General features: G+C 66.0%; 14 protein-coding genes. 11 read left to right on the top strand and 3 right to left on the bottom strand.

Going from position 1 to position 19,324, the window contains the following annotated elements; all coding sequences use genetic code 11:
- Window positions 1-82 precede the first annotated feature (82 nt).
- From lpxC to ABIA40_RS20860, 5 genes are all read left to right on the top strand, one after another.
- The gene (gene lpxC, locus ABIA40_RS20880; protein ID WP_404543084.1) at window positions 83-1,042 is read left to right on the top strand and encodes a UDP-3-O-acyl-N-acetylglucosamine deacetylase; all 960 of its coding nucleotides are present in this window, start codon (window positions 83-85) and stop codon (window positions 1,040-1,042) included.
- 242 nt (window positions 1,043-1,284) lie between these two features.
- Window positions 1,285-2,175 (top strand): outer membrane protein assembly factor BamD, encoded by an 891-nt coding sequence (locus ABIA40_RS20875; RefSeq protein WP_404543083.1) that lies wholly within the window; start codon window positions 1,285-1,287, stop codon window positions 2,173-2,175.
- 13 nt (window positions 2,176-2,188) lie between these two features.
- Window positions 2,189-3,862, top strand: coding sequence for a DNA repair protein RecN (gene recN / locus ABIA40_RS20870; RefSeq protein WP_404543082.1), 1,674 nt, complete (start codon window positions 2,189-2,191; stop codon window positions 3,860-3,862).
- 165 nt (window positions 3,863-4,027) lie between these two features.
- Window positions 4,028-6,181, top strand: a complete 2,154-nt coding sequence (gene ligA, locus ABIA40_RS20865; protein ID WP_404543081.1) for an NAD-dependent DNA ligase LigA — start codon at window positions 4,028-4,030, stop codon at window positions 6,179-6,181.
- 308 nt (window positions 6,182-6,489) lie between these two features.
- Window positions 6,490-7,938 (top strand): cell wall hydrolase, encoded by a 1,449-nt coding sequence (locus ABIA40_RS20860; protein ID WP_404543080.1) that lies wholly within the window; start codon window positions 6,490-6,492, stop codon window positions 7,936-7,938.
- A gap of 157 nt (window positions 7,939-8,095) precedes the next feature.
- On the opposite strand, the gene nadC is transcribed toward ABIA40_RS20860, so the two are convergent.
- From nadC to nadA, 3 genes are read right to left on the bottom strand one after another with little or no spacing between them, the layout of a single operon-like run.
- The gene (nadC, locus tag ABIA40_RS20855; RefSeq protein ID WP_404543078.1) at window positions 8,096-8,974 is read right to left on the bottom strand and encodes a carboxylating nicotinate-nucleotide diphosphorylase; all 879 of its coding nucleotides are present in this window, start codon (window positions 8,972-8,974) and stop codon (window positions 8,096-8,098) included.
- A 10-nt stretch (window positions 8,975-8,984) separates the two neighbouring features.
- Window positions 8,985-10,589, bottom strand: a complete 1,605-nt coding sequence (locus tag ABIA40_RS20850) for an L-aspartate oxidase (RefSeq protein ID WP_271542655.1) — start codon at window positions 10,587-10,589, stop codon at window positions 8,985-8,987.
- A gap of 11 nt (window positions 10,590-10,600) precedes the next feature.
- Complete coding sequence (gene nadA, locus ABIA40_RS20845) at window positions 10,601-11,701, bottom strand: quinolinate synthase NadA (protein WP_404543077.1); 1,101 nt, start codon at window positions 11,699-11,701, stop codon at window positions 10,601-10,603.
- Between the two features lie 338 nt (window positions 11,702-12,039).
- Here nadA and ABIA40_RS20840 point away from each other — a divergent pair, with 338 nt between their 5' ends.
- From ABIA40_RS20840 to ABIA40_RS20815, 6 genes are all read left to right on the top strand, one after another.
- The gene (locus tag ABIA40_RS20840; protein ID WP_404543076.1) at window positions 12,040-13,293 is read left to right on the top strand and encodes an MFS transporter; all 1,254 of its coding nucleotides are present in this window, start codon (window positions 12,040-12,042) and stop codon (window positions 13,291-13,293) included.
- 42 nt (window positions 13,294-13,335) lie between these two features.
- Window positions 13,336-14,322, top strand: a complete 987-nt coding sequence (locus tag ABIA40_RS20835) for an MDR family oxidoreductase (protein ID WP_404543075.1) — start codon at window positions 13,336-13,338, stop codon at window positions 14,320-14,322.
- 114 nt (window positions 14,323-14,436) lie between these two features.
- Window positions 14,437-15,024 (top strand): hypothetical protein, encoded by a 588-nt coding sequence (locus tag ABIA40_RS20830; protein ID WP_036003601.1) that lies wholly within the window; start codon window positions 14,437-14,439, stop codon window positions 15,022-15,024.
- Window positions 15,025-15,187: 163 nt separating this feature from the next.
- Entirely contained in the window at window positions 15,188-15,433 is a 246-nt protein-coding gene (locus ABIA40_RS20825; protein WP_157286918.1) for a DUF6894 family protein, read from the top strand.
- A 200-nt stretch (window positions 15,434-15,633) separates the two neighbouring features.
- Complete coding sequence (locus ABIA40_RS20820; RefSeq protein ID WP_271542648.1) at window positions 15,634-17,370, top strand: methyl-accepting chemotaxis protein; 1,737 nt, start codon at window positions 15,634-15,636, stop codon at window positions 17,368-17,370.
- 263 nt (window positions 17,371-17,633) lie between these two features.
- Complete coding sequence (locus ABIA40_RS20815; RefSeq protein ID WP_271542646.1) at window positions 17,634-19,322, top strand: methyl-accepting chemotaxis protein; 1,689 nt, start codon at window positions 17,634-17,636, stop codon at window positions 19,320-19,322.
- The last annotated feature ends 2 nt before the right edge of the window (window positions 19,323-19,324 follow it).

Genomic DNA, 19,324 nt, shown 5'->3' with positions numbered 1-19,324 from the left:
ACGGAGATTCGGTAGCGTCGGCTCTGGCCGGGCAAGCGGGTCTCGTATAAGTCGCAGTGGGTCGTAGCGGGGCGGGTTCCTGATGAAATTTAGCCGGCAAACAACGCTTCGTGCGCAAGCCTCTGTGGCAGGCGTCGGCGTTCATTCCGGTCTTCCCGTCACTCTCACGCTTGGGCCTGCGTCTGTCGACGCGGGTTTTATTTTTGTCCGGACCGGACTTGAGGGAAGTGATCGCGAAGTTCAGGCCACCGCCGAGCAGGTGATTGCGACTGACTTTGCCACCGTCCTCGGCGACCGCAACGGTCCGCTGGTGTCCACCGCCGAGCATGTCCTTGCTGCACTGCGGGGAATGGGCGTGGACAACGCCACCATCGAGATCGACGGTCCCGAAGTCCCGATCATGGACGGCAGCGCTGCCGCCTTCATCGCGGCAATCGACCAGGCCGGCATCGTCACCCAGCCGGCGCAGCGCCGCTTCATCCAGGTTCTGAAGCCGATCTCGGTCAAGATCGGCGACTCCTTCGGCGAGATCAGGCCCCACACCAATGGGTTCCGCGTCGAGGTCGAGATTGATTTCACCAATCCCGTCATCGGCCAGCAGGCTTACGCCTTCGACGTCAACCCTGAAGGTTTCCGCCGCGAAGTCGGCCGGGCCCGGACCTTCGGCCTGATGTGCGACGTCGCGCGGCTCTGGAGCGCTGGCTATGCCCTCGGCGCCTCCTTCGACAACACCGTCGTGTTCGACGACGAGCGGCTGCTCAATACCGAAGGCCTGCGCTACGCCGATGAATGCGCCCGCCACAAGGTGCTGGACGTGATCGGCGACCTCGCGCTGGCCGGCCTGCCGCTGCTTGGCGCCTACCGCTCGGTGCGTGGCGGCCACAAGCTCAACCACGCCGTCCTGACGGCGCTGCTCGCCGACCGGACCGCCTGGCGGGTGGTCGAGGGCGAGGCTGCCCGCCGCACCACGCGCGCCATGGGCGAGGTCGGTCGCGGCATCGTCGGCGGCCGGGTCGCTGCGGCCTTCGGACCGGATGTGTGACGCGGCCTGCCGCCTTCAGAACGTGGTTGGCGGCCCCCGGGAAACTCCTGGTAACCATGATCGGCTAGCATTGCGGCAGGTTCGCCTTAATCCGGGCGAAATGCCTCCCTATCCGGTTCGTTAACGATCGTTTTCGGATACATCGGCGTGGTCGCGTGGCAGGCACCACGGTTACATTTCGCGCCCATGAGGGGTTCGTGGGCTGGCGGACACCGCATCACAGGGCGTCAGGGCTTAAACTCATGTCGGCACAGCGTATGACGCGCGGATATTTCTCGGTCTCGTCGCGAGCCCGCGGGCTGCTTCAGGCCGTCACCTTCATCATGCTCGCGCTGCCGCTCGCCGGATGCGGCACGGGCGCGCTCTGGGACAAGTTCACCGCCAAGGACGACACCTTCGTCGAGGAGCCCGCCGACAAGATCTACAATGAGGGCCTGTACCTCATGAACGAGAAGAAGGACATGAAGGCGGCGAACAAGAAGTTCGAGGAGGTCGACCGCCAGCATCCTTATTCCGACTGGGCCCGCAAATCGCTGCTGATGTCGGCCTATGCGTCCTATCAGGGCGGCGATTATGACGGCTGCATCGGTGCTGCCACCCGCTACGTCACGCTTCATCCCGGCAGCCCGGATGCGGCCTATGCGCAATATCTGATCGCCGCCTCCCATTACGACCAGATCCCGGACATCAGCCGCGACCAGACCCGCACCGAAAAGGCGATCGCCGCGCTGGAAGAGGTGGTGCGCAAATATCCGAACTCGGAATATGCGACCTCGGCCAAGGCCAAGATCGAGGGCGCGCGCGACCAGCTCGCCGGCAAGGAAATGAGTGTCGGCCGCTACTACGCCCAGAAGCGCGACTACACGGCTGCGATCAATCGGTACAAGACCGTCGTCACGCAGTACCAGACCACCCGCCATGTCGAGGAGGCGCTGTTCCGGCTGACCGAGGCCTACATGACGATCGGCATCGTCGGCGAAGCGCAGACCGCGGCGGCCGTGCTTGGGCACAATTTTCCTGACAGCCGCTGGTACAAGGACGCCTATAATCTTGTAAAATCCGGCGGTCTCGAGCCGAGCGAGAATCAGGGGTCCTGGATCAGCCGGACCTTCAAGAAGATGGGTCTCGGCTAGGAAATTTGGTTCCATGCTGGCGCGTCTGTCGATCCGTGACATCGTCCTGATCGAACGGCTCGATATCGAATTCGCCTCCGGCCTCGCGGTTTTGACCGGCGAGACCGGTGCGGGCAAATCCATCCTGCTCGATGCCTTTGCGCTGGCGCTCGGCGGCCGCGGCGACGCCGGCCTCGTGCGTCACGGCGCGGAGCAGGGGCAGGTCACGGCCGTGTTCGATGTCCCGAAGAATCACCCTGCCGCGAAGATCCTGGCCGAGAACGGTCTGGACGATACCGGTGAGATGATTCTCCGGCGCGTGCAGCTCGCCGACGGCCGCACCCGAGCCTTCATCAACGACCAATCGATCAGCGTGCAGACGCTGAAGGCGGTCGGCACCGCCCTGGTCGAGATCCACGGCCAGCACGACGAGCGCGCGCTGGTCGATGCCGCAACCCACCGCCGCCTGCTCGACGCTTTTGCCGGCCTCGAGAAGGACGTCGCGGCCGTCGAAGCGCTCTGGGACGCGCGCCGCACCGCCAACACCGCGCTGGAGGAGCATCGCGCCGCCATGGAGCGCGCTGCGCGCGAGGCCGATTATCTGCGCCACGCCTCGGACGAGCTGAAGCAGCTCGCGCCCAAGGACGGCGAGGAAACCGCGCTGGCCTCCCGCCGCACCACCATGATGCAAGGCGAGAAGATCGCCACCGACCTGCGCGAGGCGCAGGAAGCGGTCGGCGGCAATCATTCGCCGGTTGCCGCGCTCTCGGCGGCGGTGCGCCGGCTGGAGCGGCGCGGCGTCAACTCGCCGGCGCTGGTCGAGCCGGCGGTGAAGGCGATCGACGCCGCGATCAACGCGCTGGAGGAGGCCGATCAGCACCTCCAGGCGGCGCTGGCCGCAACCGATTTCGATCCGGCCGAGCTCGAACGCATCGAGGAACGGCTTTTTGCTTTGCGTGCGGCGTCTCGCAAATATTCGACCCCGGTTGACGGCCTCGCCGCGTTGGCCGCCAAATATGCCGCTGACGTCGTGCTGATCGATGCCGGCGCCTCGCGCCTGAAGAAGCTGGAGCAGGCCGCGATCGAGGCGGACAGCCGCTATGCGGCGGCCGCCAAGAAGCTGTCGCTGGCGCGGCAGAAGTCGGCCGAGAAGCTCAACAAGGCGGTCAATGCCGAGCTTGCCCCGCTCAAGCTCGAACGCGCCAGGTTCATGACCCAGGTCGAGACCGACGAGGCCGCGCCCGGGCCGCAAGGTTTCGATCGCGTCGAGTTCTGGGTGCAGACCAATCCGGGCACCAGACCGGGGCCCTTGATGAAGGTCGCCTCCGGCGGCGAGCTGTCGCGCTTCCTGCTCGCGCTCAAGGTCGTGCTGTCCGACCGCGGCTCGGCGCCGACGCTCGTCTTCGACGAGATCGACACCGGCGTCGGCGGTGCGGTTGCGGACGCCATCGGCGGGCGCCTGGCGCGGCTTGCCGGCAAGGTCCAGGTCATGGCCGTGACCCACGCCCCGCAGGTCGCCGCCCGCGCCGACCAGCACCTGCTCATCTCCAAGGACGCCCTCGACAAGGGCAAGCGCGTCGCCACCCGCGTCAATGCGCTCGCCGCCGACCACCGCCGTGAGGAAATCGCCCGCATGCTCGCCGGTGCCGAGATCACGGCCGAGGCGAGGGCGGCGGCGGAGAGGCTGCTGAAGGCAGCGACGGCTTGAGGTTCGTGTCCCGGACGCGCGGAGCGCGAGCCGGGACCCAGAATGCCTGCCGCGACATGTGGCGCCGGCTCGCAGCGCACCGCTGAAGGAGCGCTGCGCTGCGTCCGGGGCACGAGATTTCCACAAGCCTTTACCCTCCCGCCCGCTCCGTCGTATCCAAGCGCCATGGCCAGAGCAGCAAAATCCAAAGCAACACCGCAACGCGACGTCGCCGAACTCACCAAGGCGCAGGCCAGGGTCGAGCATAAGCGGCTCGCGCTCGAGATCGAGGGGCACAACGAGCGCTACTATCAGGAGGACGCGCCCACCGTCTCCGACGCCGAATACGACGCGCTGCGCCAGCGCCTCAACGCGATCGAGGCGCGTTTTCCCGAGTTCGTCACCGCGGACTCGCCCTCGCAGAAGGTCGGCGCCGCGCCGTCAGGGCGCTTCAAGAAAGTCCCGCATGCCGTGCCCATGCTGTCGCTCGACAACGCCTTTGCGGAGGAGGACGTGCGCGACTTCGTCGGCCGCATCGTGCGTTTCCTGAAGCTCGACGACGACAAGATCGACTTCTCCGCCGAGCCGAAGATCGACGGTCTCTCGATGTCGCTGCGCTATGAGGGCGGCGAGCTCGTCACCGCCGCGACGCGCGGCGACGGCGCTGTCGGCGAGGACGTCACCGCCAACATCCGCACGCTCGAGGACGTGCCGCAGAAGCTGAAGGGCCGCAACATCCCCGACATCTGCGAGGTGCGCGGCGAAGTTTACATGACCAAGAAGGCGTTCCTGGCGCTCAACGAACGGCAGAAGGCGGCAGGCGATACCATCTTCGCCAATCCGCGCAATTCGGCCGCCGGCTCGCTCCGCCAGAAGGACCCGACCATCACCGCCTCCCGTCCCCTCGGCTTCTTCGCCTATGCCTGGGGGCAGATGAGCGCGATGCCGGAAGAGACGCAGAGCGGCATGATCGGCTGGTTCGAGCGCTGCGGCTTCAAGACCAATCCGCTGACCAAGCTCTGTCACTCGGTCGAGGAGCTGCTCGCCTTCCACCATGCGATCGAAGAGCAGCGCGCGCGGCTCGATTACGACATCGACGGCGTCGTCTACAAGGTCGACCGCATCGACTGGCAGGAGCGGCTCGGCTTCGTGTCGCGGACGCCGCGCTGGGGCATCGCGCACAAATTCCCGGCCGAACGCGCCATGACGGTGCTGCGGGACATCGAGATCCAGGTCGGCCGCACCGGTTCGTTCACGCCGGTCGGCAAGCTCGAGCCGGTCGGCGTCGGCGGCGTGATCGTGCAGAACGTGACGCTGCACAACGAGGACTACATCAAGGGCATCGGCAACAAGGGCGAGGTGCTGCGCGAGGGGCGCGACATCAGGATCGGCGACACCGTGGTGATCCAGCGTGCCGGCGACGTCATCCCGCAGGTGGTCGACGTCGTCCTCGACAAGCGGCCGAAGACCGCCAGGGAATTCCACTTCCCGAAGAAGTGTCCGTGTCCGCTGCACACCGACGTCGTGCGCGAGGAGACGGCGACGGGCGAGGAGGGCTCGCGTGCCCGCTGCACCGGCGAGTTCGCCTGTCCCTATCAGAAGATCGAGCATCTGAAGCTGTTCGTGTCGCGGCGGGCATTCGACATCGACGGTCTCGGCGAAAAGCAGCTCCAGTATTTCTTCGACGAGGGCTGGGTGAAGGAGCCTGCCGACATCTTCACGCTGGAGCAGCGCAACGCGAAACTCAAGCTCGAGGAGATCGAAGGCTACGGCGCGACCTCGGTGCGCAACCTGTTCGGCGCCATCGAGAGCCGCCGCAAGATCGCGCTGGAGCGCTTCATCTTCGCGCTCGGCATGCGCCATGTCGGCGAGACCACGGCGCTGGCGCTCGCGCGCGGCTACGGCTCGTGGGACGCCTTCCACGATGCCTGCCTGAAAGTTGCCAAGGGCGACGAGGAGGCGATCGCGGACATGGACGCGCTCGACCAGATCGGCGACACCGTGATCAAGAGCATCGCCGATTATTTCGGCGAGAGCCACAATCGCGGCATCGTCGAGCGGCTGACCAGGGAGGTCGAGATCGTCGACGCCGAGAAGCCGAAGAGCAATTCGGCCGTCGCCGGCAAGACCGTGGTGTTCACGGGCTCGCTGGAGAAGATGACACGGGATGAAGCCAAGGCGACAGCCGAGCGGCTCGGGGCCAAGGTGTCGGGCTCGGTTTCGAAAAAGACCGACCTCGTCGTCGCGGGCCCCGGCGCCGGCTCCAAGCTCGCGGACGCCAACAAGCACGGCGTCAAGGTGCTGACCGAAGACGAGTGGTTGAAGCTGATCGCCGAGTGAGGGGCGCGTTGGCCCCTCGCAACCGTCGTCATCGCACAGGCGCTCCCCCAACAGCTTCCCGTGATGGTACGCGGACGCAAGAGTTCCTTCACCATTCGCGTTGACCCGATGTTTACCGCTTCACGTGAGGCCGCGTTTACCAATGCGCGACGTCGCCCCGTGAAAACACCTGCATTCGCTTGAGTGTACCGCCTGCGCAACGCCGATTAACGCCCCGGCAACCTAAATTAGATACTCACAATAAAGGTCGAATTGCACGGATGTACTGAGTTCGATCAAACGAGCGTAAGCGTAGCGTGAGCGTATCGATGTCTGTGTTGCGTAACCATCCGAAGGGCGCGCGGTTCGCGTCCTTCGGCATCGGTCTCTGCATCTTCGCATTGATGCCGAGAGAGACCGGCTATCAGGACATTGCCTCGCTGCTGGCGCGCCAACCCGGCGTCGCCGAGCGGTGGCAGAAGCAGGTGTTCTCCGCTGCGTCCTCGATCCAGCTCGCCACCTACAGTTTTTCCCGGCCCATCGGCACCTCGGTTCCGCAGAGCGCGATGGTTCGGCTCGCGAGCCTCGACGGCAGCGACGTCACCGGCGCAATCCGCCGCAATCCGGCGCTTCAGGCACCGCCGCGCTACCACGCATCCGACTTTCCCAAGGTCGATCGCGCCCTGAAGGGCGATCGCCTCGCAATCGTCGCGCCGACGCAGTCGCCTGAGACGGCCGCGCCGGCTGCAGCACCGGCCAAGGAAGATCCCGCGACCTCGAACAGCTCGGTATTCGGCGCCAAGACCGCCGCATTGCCGCCGGCGATGTCGCCGGAATCCGCGGCCCCGCTCGATCCCGAGCTGCAGGAGGCGATGCGCGCGCCGCCGCTGCCACAATATTCCAATCCGCCGCAGGCGAGCGAGGCTGCGCGCGCGTTCGCGGTGCAGCCGCTGGAAGCGCTGAAGCGCGCCACGGCGCCGGCTGCTCCCGCGCGCGATCCTTTCAGCGTCAAGACATCGAGCCTGTTCTTCGGCAGCTCCTCGCTGGGCGGCAATCTCGAGACCATCGAGAGCTGGCAGCCCGGCGCCGAGCCGCTGATCGTGATGCCCGACCCCGACATGAAGGTGACGGCCTCGCTGACCCCGCCGACGGCGGAGATCGCCAAGGACATCGAGAGCGGCGAGAGCGTCGCGCCGAAGGGCGAGGTCAACGCCGACAACCAGCGCGGCAAGTCGCCGGCGGAGCGGCTCGCGCTCGACGACAAGTCGCGCGCCAAGTCCGAGAAGTGTCTTGCCGAAGCCGTCTATTTCGAAGCACGCGGCGAAGCCGTGCGCGGCCAGATTGCGGTGGCGCAAGTGGTGATGAACCGCGTCTTCTCCGGCAAATATCCCGACACCGTGTGCGGCGCGGTCTACCAGAACAAGCACCGGCATCTGGCCTGCCAGTTCACCTTCGCCTGCGACAACAATCCGGACGTGATCCGCGAGCCCGAAATGTGGGAGCGCGCCAAGAAGATCTCAAAGGCGATGCTCGACGGCCAGATCTGGCTGCCCGAGGTCGGCAAGTCCACGCACTACCATGCCTACTGGGTCCGCCCGTCCTGGGTCGCCGAGATGAAGAAGCTGTACAAGACCGGCGTGCACACCTTCTATCGGCCGCGCAACTGGGGCGACGGCAGCGAGCTGCCGAGCTGGGGCACGCCGGCGCAGACCGCTGCGCTGTCGGCCGAGCTCGCGCAGGAAGCCAAGAGCTCCGCGGAGTTGGGCGAGCGGCGGTAGTTTTCTCAACCTCGCCCCGCTTGCGGGGAGAGGTCGAATTCGAGCGAAGCTCGAATTCGGGCGAGGGGGTACAGGACTCTCGACTGGTCGCATGTGCGGAGAGAGGCCCCTCACCCAACCCTCTCCCCGTAAGAACGGGGAGAGGGAGAAGAGCTCCCTACGCCTCGATGTCCAGCGCACAATCGAAATTCGGCGCAGAATGCGTCAGGGCGCCGGCCGACGCATAGTCGACGCCGGTAGCCGCAATGGCGGCGATCGAGTCCAGTGTGACGCCGCCGGACGCCTCCAGCGCGAGGCGGCCCGCGTTGAGCTTCACCGCCTCGCGCAGCGTCGCAAGGTCCATATTATCGAGCAGCACCGCATCGGCCATTCCGCTGTCGAGCACCTCGCGCAGCTGAGCCAGCGTGTCCACCTCGATCTCGATCTTGACGAGATGGCCTGCATGGGCGCGGGCGCGCTCCAGCACCGGGCGGATGCCGCCGGCGACCGCGATGTGGTTGTCCTTGATCAGGATCGCATCGTCGAGCCCGAAGCGATGGTTGAAGCCGCCGCCGCAGCGCACGGCGTATTTCTCCAGCGCGCGCAGTCCCGGCGTGGTTTTTCGCGTGCAGCAGATGCGCATCCTGGTGCCTTCGGCGCGGGCGACATAGTCCGCCGTGAGCGTGGCGATGCCCGACAGCCGGCCGACGAAGTTCAGCGCGGTGCGCTCCGCCGTGAGGATGGCGCGCCCAGGACCCGAGATCGTGAGCACGTGCTGGCCTCGCGCAACCCGAGCGGCATCGCGAACATGTGCGCGCACCTCGATCTCGGGCGACAGCTTCTGCAAGGTCGCGAGCGCCAGCGGCAATCCGGCGATCACGCCGGACTGGCGCGCGACAAGGATGGCTTGCGCGCGCGTCGCCTCCGGGATCGTCGCCAGCGAGGTGACGTCGCCGGCGCGCCCCAGGTCCTCGTCGAGCGCGCGACTGGCGGCCGCCTCGATCGCGAGCGGCGAGAGGAAGGCATCGGGATAGAGCAGTGAGGTCGGGGTGATCATGGGGCCTCCTTCAGGCGATCATGGATTGCGCAAGGCGTGGCCGCGGGTGCTCGTCGAGGCTTTCCGCGACCTCGCGCGCCGCCGCGAGCGTGGTCATCGTTCTCTGCGCCAGCGCTGGGTTTTCGGCCGGGTGATCGGAACGGTAATGCGCACCGCGGCTCTCGCGCCGGGTCCAGGCCGCAGCGGCGACGAGCAGGGCCGAAATCGCCATGTTGCCGAGGACGCCGCGTCCGGCCTCGCGCTCGAGCCTTGCGAAATGGCGCATGGCTTGTGCAAGCCCGCCATCGTCGCGGATCACGCCGACATGTGCGCTCATCGTCGCGCGCAGCCGCTTCACTTCTGCGGCGTCCGGCGTGCCAGCGCGCGACCTCACCAAAGAGTCGGGAAGGCGTGCCGGCGGGGGCACGGTGCGGCCGGCGATGTCGTCGGCAATGCGGGCGGCATAGACGACGGCTTCGAGCAGGGAATTCGAGGCAAGCCGGTTGGCGCCGTGCGCGCCCGTGGAGGAGACTTCTCCGGCGGCCCAGAGACCGTCGATCGAGCTGCGACCGCGCGCGTCCACCGCGATGCCGCCCATGTGGTAATGCGCGGCCGGCGCGATCGGAATCGGCTGCGCCGCGGGATCGATGCCGGCGGCGATGCAGCTCGCATGCACGGTCGGAAACCTCGTCGCAAAGCGCGCGCCCAGCGCCTGGCGCGCATCGAGGAAGGCGCCGCGCCCGGCCGCGATCTCGGCGAACACGCCGCGGGCCACGATGTCGCGGGGCGCGAGCTCGGCGAGCGGGTGGCGGGCGCTCATGAAGCGCTCGCCGTTGCCATTGATCAGCGTTGCCCCTTCGCCGCGCAGCGCTTCGGTGGCGAGCGGCGCCGGGTCGCGGCCGACCATGATGGCGGTCGGGTGGAACTGCACGAATTCAGGATCGGCAATCACGGCACCGGCGCGGGCGGCGATCGCAAGGCCCGAGCCGCTCGCTTCCGACGGATTGGTGGTGACGGCGTAGAGATGGCCGAGCCCACCGGTCGCAAGCACGACCGCACGCGAGGCGAGCACGAGCGGCCGTGCCGCGGGATTGCCGGCCTCGCGCAATTGAAGCCCGGTGACCGCGCCGTCCTCGGTCAGCAGTGCTTCGGCGACGAAGCCTTCCATCAGCCGGATCGAGGGCGTGCGGCGCACGGCCTCGCTCAAGGCCGCGATGATCGCGGCACCGGCGCCGTCGCCGCGCACATGCACGATGCGTCGCGCCGAATGCGCAGCTTCGCGTCCGACGGCAAGCCTGCCGTCGAGATCGCGGTCGAACGGAACGCCAAGGGCGAGAAGATCGTGAATGCGCGGCGCCGCTTCGCGCGCGATCCCGAGCGCGACGGCTGCATCGACGAGGCCGCCGCCGACCGCGACGGTATCGGCAGCATGTGTCTCCGGCGTATCGCCTTCGGCAACTGCCGCGGCGATGCCGCCTTGCGCCCACGCGGAGGATGCGCCGTGCCCAAGCGGTGCCGCCGAGATCAAGGTCACCGTCCGCGGTGCAAGCTTCAGCGCGCAGAACAGTCCGGCAAGACCGCCGCCAACGATGACGACGTCGTCGGTGCGGGCGGGGTCGTGGATGTCGTGTTGCATGTTGCTCGCTCTCAATTGCTCAGATTGATCATGCGCTGGACCGAGCGCCGCGCACGTTCCGCAAGCGCGGGATCGATCGTCACTTCCTCACCAAGCGTCAGCAGGCTCTCCAGGATGTTCGCGAGCGTGATGCGCTTCATGTGCGGGCAGAGATTGCAGGGGCGAAGCATCTCCACGTCGGGCAGCTCGGCCCGGACATTGTCGGCCATCGAGCATTCCGTGATCATGACGAGCCGCCGCGGCCGCTTCGCGCGTACCCAGTTGATCATGTGCGCGGTCGAACCGGTGAAGTCGGCTTCCGCCAGCACGTCCGGCGGGCATTCTGGGTGCGCGATGATCTGCACGGACGGATCGGCCTCGCGAAAGCTCCGCAGCTCTTCGCCCGTGAAGCGCTCATGCACCTCGCAGGCGCCATTCCAGGCGATGATCTTCACGTCGGTCTTCGACGCCACGTAAGTGGCGAGGTATCGGTCGGGCAGGAAGATCACGGTCGGGGCGTTCAGGCTCTCGACCACCTGCACCGCGTTCGAGGACGTGCAGCAGATGTCGACCTCGGCCTTCACCTCGGCCGAGGTGTTGACGTAGGCGACAACAGGCACGCCGGGGAACTTCTCCCGCAGCAGCCGCACGTCCGCACCGGTGATGCTGGCGGCGAGCGAGCAGCCCGCACGCGAATCCGGGATCAAGACGGTCTTGTCCGGATTGAGCAGCTTCGAGGTCTCCGCCATGAAGTGCACGCCGCATTGGACGATGATGCCGGACTTCACCTTGGTGGCTTCGACCGCGAGCTGGAGCGAGTCGCCGCCGATATCGGCGACGCAGTGGAAGATCTCCGGGGTCTGGTAGTTGTGGGCGAGGATGACCGCGCCCCGCGCGCGCTTGAGCTCGTTGATCGCATGAATCGTCGGCGCCATCAGCGGCCATTCGATCGACGGGATCACGTGCTTGACGCGGTCATAGAGCGGCGCAGTGGCGCGTTCGACCGCCGGCGTCCATTCCAGGGAGGGCATCGGCCATGTCGGTCCCGGAGGCGCGGCGCGGGGGGAGGTGATCGGCTGGCCTTGCGGCCGATTGGCAAAGTCGTCGGGACCGTACATTCCAGTGATCGGCATTGAATCCTCCCAAGTGTGGCCATTAGATGTGCGATTATGCTCAGTTTGAGAATATATAGGGCCCGAGAAAGCCGGCCGAGCAGGCCGGACAGAAGCCATATATGCTCAATATGAGTAAATCAAACGTAGCACGCACGGGCGACTATCGCTAGGGCCTGCCGTACACATTCCCGTCACCGCGCACCTGTCAGACGAGGTCGGATTGAAACGCAATGCTCCCGCTTCAGCTCTTCGTGGAATGCAATCGTTTTTGCCTTGGGATTTTCATGCATATGCATTAAACGGGCTGTCCCGCGGCTGCTGATTTGCGGCTCCGCCAAGGACAGACGAGGACAACCATGTCGACACAGATCGGCGAGCTCGCACCGGCCTCGCGTTCCTCCAACTGGCGTACCCCGGCCGTCATCATCCTCTGCGGTTGTGCCATCGGCATGCTCGGCTTCGGTCCGCGCTCGGCGCTCGGCTTCTTCGTGCAGCCGATGAGTCACGAATTCAGCTGGGGCCGTGACGTGTTCGGCCTCGCCATCGCCGTGCAGAATCTGTTGTGGGGACTGGGCCAGCCGTTCGCCGGTGCGGTCGCGGATCGCTTCGGCCTGTTCCGGGTGATGTGCGTCGGCGCGCTGCTCTATGCCGGCGGGCTGCTGTTGATGCGCTATTCCTCGACGCCGCTGTCGCTCAACATCGGCGCCGGGGTGATGATCGGCTTTGGCCTCGCCGGCTGTTCGTTCAATCTGGTTCTGTCGGCCTTCACCAAGCTCTTGCCCGCGGAGAAGCGCGGCATCGCGCTCGGCGCCGGCACGGCGGCGGGTTCGTTCGGACAGTTCCTGTTCGCACCGATCGGTGTCGCCTTGATCGACAATTTCGGCTGGCAGCAGGCGCTCTCCGTATTCGGCTTCCTGATGCTGCTGATCATCCCGCTGTCGCTGGCGCTCTCGACGCCGCCGGTGACAAGCGCAAGCAGCGCAACGCCCGCGGATGACCAGACCATCACCAAGGCGCTTGCCGAAGCCTTCGGTCATCGCTCCTACGTGCTCCTGGTGCTCGGCTTCTTCACGTGCGGCTTCCAGCTCGCCTTCATCACCGTGCATCTGCCGGCGTTCCTGGTCGATCGCGGTATCACCGCACAAACCGGCGGCTGGGTGATCGCGGCGATCGGCCTGTTCAACATCATCGGATCGCTGAGCGTGGGGTATCTCCAGAACTATCTTCCCAAGCGCTACATCCTCTCGGCCATCTACTTCACGCGCGCGCTGGCGATCCTCGCTTTCATCTCGTTCCCGATCACGCCGTTCTCGGCGATCGCGTTCGGCGCGATCTCCGGCTTGACCTGGCTGTCGACGGTGCCGCCGACCTCGGCGCTGGTGGCGCTGATGTTCGGAACGCGCTGGCTCGCGACGCTCTACGGCTTTGCCTTCGTCAGCCATCAGGTCGGCGGCTTCCTCGGCGTCTGGCTCGGGGGCATCGTGTTCGAAAAGTTCGGGTCCTACACGCCGATCTGGTGGCTCTCGATCCTGTTCGGCGTGCTCTCGGCGCTGATCAATCTTCCGATCGTGGAGAAACCCGTTCAGCGGGCGGTTGCGCAGCCTGCCTGATCGGCTAAACATCCCCGACAAACAAAGTCAGGGAGTTCAGTCGTGGCCACATTCAAGGCGATCAGGATCGACAAGGCGGACAAGGGCACCACCGCGCAGCTCGCGCAGTTCGACGAAGCCGAGCTGATGGAGGGCGATGTCACCGTCCGCGTCGAATGGTCGACGCTGAACTACAAGGACGGCCTTGCGCTCACCGGCAAGGCGCCGGTGGTGCGTCGCTTCCCGATGATCGCCGGCATCGATTTTGCCGGCACGGTCGAAGCCTCCTCGCATCCGCAGTGGAAGGCGGGCGACAAGGTCGTTTGCACCGGCTGGGGCATGGGCGAGACCCATCTCGGCGCCTATGCCGAGAAGGCGCGGGTGAAGGGCGACTGGCTGGTCGCTCTTCCGCAAGGGCTATCGGCGCGCGACGCCATGGCGATCGGCACCGCCGGCTTCACCGCGATGCTCTCGGTGCTGGCGCTGGAGAAGCATGGCATCTCGCCGAAGAGCGGCCCGGTCGTGGTGACGGGCGCTGCCGGCGGCGTCGGCTCGGTCGCGATCGCCGTGCTCTCGAAGCTCGGCTACCACGTCATCGCTTCGACCGGGCGGGCCTCCGAGGCCGACTACCTGAAGCAGCTGGGGGCTGCCGAGATCATCGACCGCAACGAATTGTCGGCGCCGGCAAAGCCCCTCGCCAAGGAGCGCTGGGCCGGCGGCGTCGACAGCGTCGGCTCGACCACCCTCGCCAACCTGCTTTCGATGACGAAATATGGTGGAGCGATCGCGGCCTGCGGCCTGGCCGCCGGCATGGACCTGCCGTCCTCGGTGGCGCCGTTTATTTTGCGCGGAGTGTGCCTTCTCGGCATCGATTCGGTGATGTGCCCGATCGAGCCCAGGAAAGCCGCCTGGCAGCGCTTGGCCTCCGACCTGGATCGGACAAAACTAACTGAAATTACTAAGGAAATCTCGCTCGACGAAGTTGCGGGGTGGGGCGCAAAAATCCTGGCCGGCCAGGTGCGCGGCCGCGTCGTGGTAAAAATTGTCTGACGGCGTTCAGACTTTACCAACCAAGCTGCTTCAATCTCGCCATGGTTCGTATGGTAAGCAGCGGGTAAAGAGATAAAGGCATCGCCCGCTGCGGGGGTTGGTTCGGAGTTGAGCATGCTTGCGCGTATTGTGTTGGGGGCTGTCACGGCGGCAGCGACGTTTGCGCCGGCCATCGCTGGAAGCATGAACGCCGACGAGGCGCGCCGCTTCGTGGCCGGCAAGGTGTTCGCCTTCACCTGTTTCGACGGCACCCGCGGTGCAGGCCGCATCCTCGACGATCTCGGCGCCGCCGGTGCGGTGCAATTCTCGGGCTCGGGCCCGGTCAAGCACCTCCGACTTCCCGGCAATACGCTCCAGATTCGCGGCCAGAACGTTTGCGCCTCGATCAAGGGCATTCCGTTCGAGCCCTGTTTCAACCTCGAAAAGACCGACGATCGCAGCTTCCGCGGTTCGGTGTCGGGCATGGGCTTCGCCTATTGCGACTTCCGTCACCAGGGCGGCAACCAAATGCTGATGGCGCGCGCTGCGGCGCGGCCGCGCTCGCTGCACAAGCCGGAGCACACCGGCACGGTTGCCGCATCGAACACCGAGGTAGCCGCGCGCGTCGAGACGCCGCGTGTCGAGGGCAGCCGGCTCGAGCCGGTGAAGTCCGAGCCGGCGAAGAACGAGGGACCGCTGGAGCTGCGCCGCTCCACGCAGTGAGCTCGCCTGCGCGGGACAACCCGCGCCATTGATCGTCGAAGGCATCATCGAACACCAAGCCGCCTGCGCCGTAGTCATACGGACGGCGGCTTTCATGCCTTGGTAGCTGTTCGGGCCGCAGTTTGCGCGTGGCCGGGGGGCGGTCCCACGCAAAGGTTCAACGATGTCGCTCTATTTCTTCCGCATCAGCACCGGCCGTTATTCCGGCGCCGCCGACCTGCCGTACGAGTTCGAGGATCGCGCAGCCGCCTGGACCGAGATGACCGAGGTGTGCGCCAATCTGCTCAGCGGTATCGCGCGCAGCCTGAAGCCGAACGCCGAATGGTGCATGGAGCTGCTCGACGAGGACAAGCAGCCGGTCTTTCGAATCAGCCTCGTCGGCGAGGCCATCGGATGTAAAGCGTCCTAGCTCCGACTTGAAGCTGCAATTTACAACTATGACGGGATCATTTCCTTTCGCGCTCAATCATTTAGCGTGCAAAGTCAGTATTTCTGCGAGGGATTTCGTTAACCAAATCGGAATGTGAGAAGCTCACTTTTTGGGCAATGGCGCAGTCAGGGGAAGCCGACAATGACTCGGCTGCGCGTTCCTTCGGGGGAAGCATGCCCATGTTGAGCCTAGTTCAGAATCTGAGGATCGGGACCAAGCTGGCGATTGCGTCGGCGCTCGGTGTGCTCCTGGTTGGGGCCATGATTGCAAGCCAGATGCTCGGCAATGCGGACATTCGCGAGAGCAGCCAGAGCGCGCTTGCGCAGCAGCAGATCGCGCGCGACGCAGTCAAGGCCGAGGCTGCGGTTCGCGGCATGCAGCTCGCGGTACGAGACCTTCGCCTTGCCAATAGCCAGGCTGACATTCAGAAGGCCGTCCAGAACCTGGGCGACCAGCAAAAATCGACGAATGCGCTGGTCGATGGAATGCTGAAGCTTTCTCACGAGGTGGAGAACCGCGCTCGGATGGAGAAACTGAGATCGCTGGCTGCGAATTACGAAAAGGCCGCGCAGCAGATCGCCGGCGTGCGCGGCGAAGCCCTGGCCGCCAGCGGTGCAGACGGAGCGGCCCGCGCTGCGAAGCTCAATGAAGACGTCGTTCGCATCGCGCGCGAGGTGACCCTGCCGATTGCCGGCGAGCTCGACGTGCTGATCGGCCAGATCGCCGACTACGCAAGGCACAAATCCGAGGAAAAGAATGCCGCGGCCGCGGCACAAATGAGATCGAGCGAGCAGCTTGCGATCCTGGTCGGCGCACTCGCCATGCTCGTCCTCGTCGGCTCCTGGCTGATGTCGTTCCTGACCATCGGGCGGCCGATCCGTGCACTCACGGTCGCCATGGACAAGCTCGCCGGCGGCGATTTCTCCGTGGTTCTGCCCGGTCTCGGCCGCAAGGACGAGGTCGGCGGCGTCGCGGCGGCCGTTGAAAAGTTCAAGGTCGTGTCGGAGCAGAAGGCGCGCGAGGACGCCGAAGCCAAGATCAGGCAGGACCAGATTGCGGCCGCGCAGCGCAAGGCCGAGATGCACAAGCTGGCTGACAGCTTCGAAGCCGCGATCGGTGAGATCGTCGATACCGTGTCCTCGGCCGCGACCGAGCTGGAAGCTTCCGCCTCGACGCTGACCGCGACCGCGGCGCGCGGCCAGGAGCTCACGACCATGGTTGCTGCCGCTTCCGAGGAAGCGTCCACCAACGTGCAGTCGGTCGCGTCGGCGACCGAAGAGCTGTCGTCGTCGATCACCGAGATCAGCCGGCAGGTGCAGGAATCCGCCCGCGTCGCCGGCGATGCGGTGAACCAGGCTCGCACCACGACCGATCGCGTCGGGGAGCTCTCCGCTGCTGCGGCGCGGATCGGCGACGTGGTCGAGCTGATCAACACCATCGCCGGCCAGACCAACCTCCTGGCGCTCAATGCAACCATCGAGGCCGCGCGCGCCGGCGAGGCAGGCCGCGGCTTTGCCGTCGTCGCTTCGGAGGTCAAGGCGCTTGCCGAGCAGACGGCGAAGGCGACCGGCGAGATCGGCCAGCAGATCGCCAGCATCCAGACCGCCACCGAGCATTCGGTCGGCGCGATCAAGGACATCAGCCACACCATCGAGAAGCTGTCGGAGATCTCCTCGACCATCGCAGCCGCGGTGGAAGAGCAGGGCGCCGCAACGCAGGAGATCTCCCGCAACGTGCAGCAGGCGGCGACGGGCACCCATCAGGTGTCGTCCAACATCACCGACGTGCAGCGCGGCGCGAGCGAGACCGGTTCGGCATCCTCGCAGGTGTTGGGGGCCGCGCAATCGCTGTCCGGCGACAGCAACCGGCTGAAGCTCGAAGTCGGAAAGTTCCTCGATACCGTGCGCGCGGCCTGACACGTGCCTTTTCGCGAGCGTCCGCATCGTAACGGGAGATGCCGGTGCGGCTGCAACAAAGAGTTGCAGCGAAACCACGATCGCTGCGCACGAGCCGTATTTTTACGTAGCCTCCTGTTAACGCCTGTTTGCGATTATGCGCGCAATCCTTCGGGAAAAGAACCAGCCAGCATTGTTGAACTGACCTTCGCCCGGGTCGTCCGTTGTGACGTCTGCGGCGCAGGTGATGTGCGCGTTGCCGGGTAATCATCGGGATTGTCGTGATGTCGAAGTTGTCGATCGTCTTCAAGCTGCTGACTGTGCTGTCGGTTCTCGTGCTCTCGCTCGCCGGTGTCGGCGTGATGGCGATCGGCACGATGCAGAACATCAACGCCCACACCGTCGAGATCGCGGAGAGCTGGTTGCCGAGCGTGCGAGCCCTCGGCTCGATGCGCGCCGACATCAACGAGCTCCGCGTCGCGCTGCGCCTGCACCTGATGCAGGACACCGCCGAAGGCAAGGAGGCCGCCGAAAAGCGCCTCGCCAATTTGCGCGAGCGCATCGAGAAGACCCGCAAGGTCTACGAACCGCTGATCAATGCGGCCGAGGAGCGCGCGCTCTACCAGCAATGGTCCAAGGCGTGGGCCGAATACCTGAATGGTGTGCAGGACGTCATGGCGCTGTCCCGCAAGAGCGTTGGGCGCTTCCCGACTGACGCCAACGAGATGTTGCAGACCAAGGTGGCAAAGATGGCCCAGGCGGCCGATCCGCTGCTTCAGAAGGGCATCGAACTCAACAACAGCGGTGCCGAGCTGGAGACGAAGCAGGCGGCGGAGAGCTACGCGGCGGTCTTCCGCGTGCTGGTCGGCGTCATCGTCGCGGCTGTCGTGATCGCGATCGCCGCCGCCTATTACCTCGTGCGCGACGTTTCTCGCGGCATTGCCTCGATCATCCGTCCGATGCAGTCGCTCGGCGAAGGCGACCTCTCGGCCGAGGTGCCGCATCGCGGCGAGAAGACCGAGATCGGCTCGATGGCGGATGCACTCCAGATTTTCAAGGAGGCGCTGATCGCCAAGAAGGCCGCCGACGAAGCGGCGGCGCGCGAAGCCGAGGCCAAGATCGAACGCGGCCGCCGCGTCGATGCCATCACCCGCAATTTCGAGGTCATGATCGGCGAGGTCGTCGAGACCGTATCGTCGGCTTCGACCGAGCTCGAGGCGTCTGCGGCAACGCTGAGCGGCACAGCGCAGCGCGGCCAGGAGCTCGCAACCGTCGTTGCGGCTGCATCGGAGGAAGCTTCCACCAACGTCCAGGCGGTGGCCTCTGCTTCCGAGGAGCTGTCGTCCTCCATCACCGAAATCAGCCGCCGCGTGCAGGATTCGGCGCGGATGGCGGCGGAAGCGGTCGAGCAGGCGGCGCGGACCAACGAGCGCGTCAACGCGCTGTCTCAGGCGGCCGCCCGCATCGGCGACGTCGTCGAGCTCATCAACACCATCGCGGGCCAAACCAACCTGCTCGCGCTGAACGCGACCATCGAGGCGGCGCGCGCAGGCGAAGCCGGCCGCGGCTTTGCCGTCGTCGCCTCCGAAGTCAAGGCACTGGCCGAGCAGACCGCGAAAGCGACCGGCGAAATCGGGGCGCAGGTCTCGGGCATCCAGGCGGCGACGCAAGAATCCGTCAACGCCATCCAGGAGATCGGCGGCACCATCGAGCGGCTGTCGGAGGTGTCCGCGGCGATCGCCGCCGCCGTCGAGGAGCAGGGCGCGGCCACGCAGGAGATCTCGCGCAACGTTCAGCAGGCCTCGCTCGGCACGCAGGAAGTGTCGTCCAACATCACCAACGTGCAGCGCGGTGCGATCGAGACCGGCTCGGCCTCGAGTGAAGTGCTGTCGGCGGCGAAGTCGCTGGCGACCGACAGCACCCGCCTGAAGGTCGAGGTCGCGCAGTTCCTGGAATCGGTCCGCGCGGCGTAGAG

The organism is Bradyrhizobium sp. USDA 223 (genome assembly GCF_044909005.1).
In the GTDB taxonomy this organism is placed as follows: Bacteria; Pseudomonadota; Alphaproteobacteria; order Rhizobiales; family Xanthobacteraceae; genus Bradyrhizobium; species Bradyrhizobium yuanmingense.
This window is presented reverse-complemented; position numbering and strand designations above follow the sequence as displayed.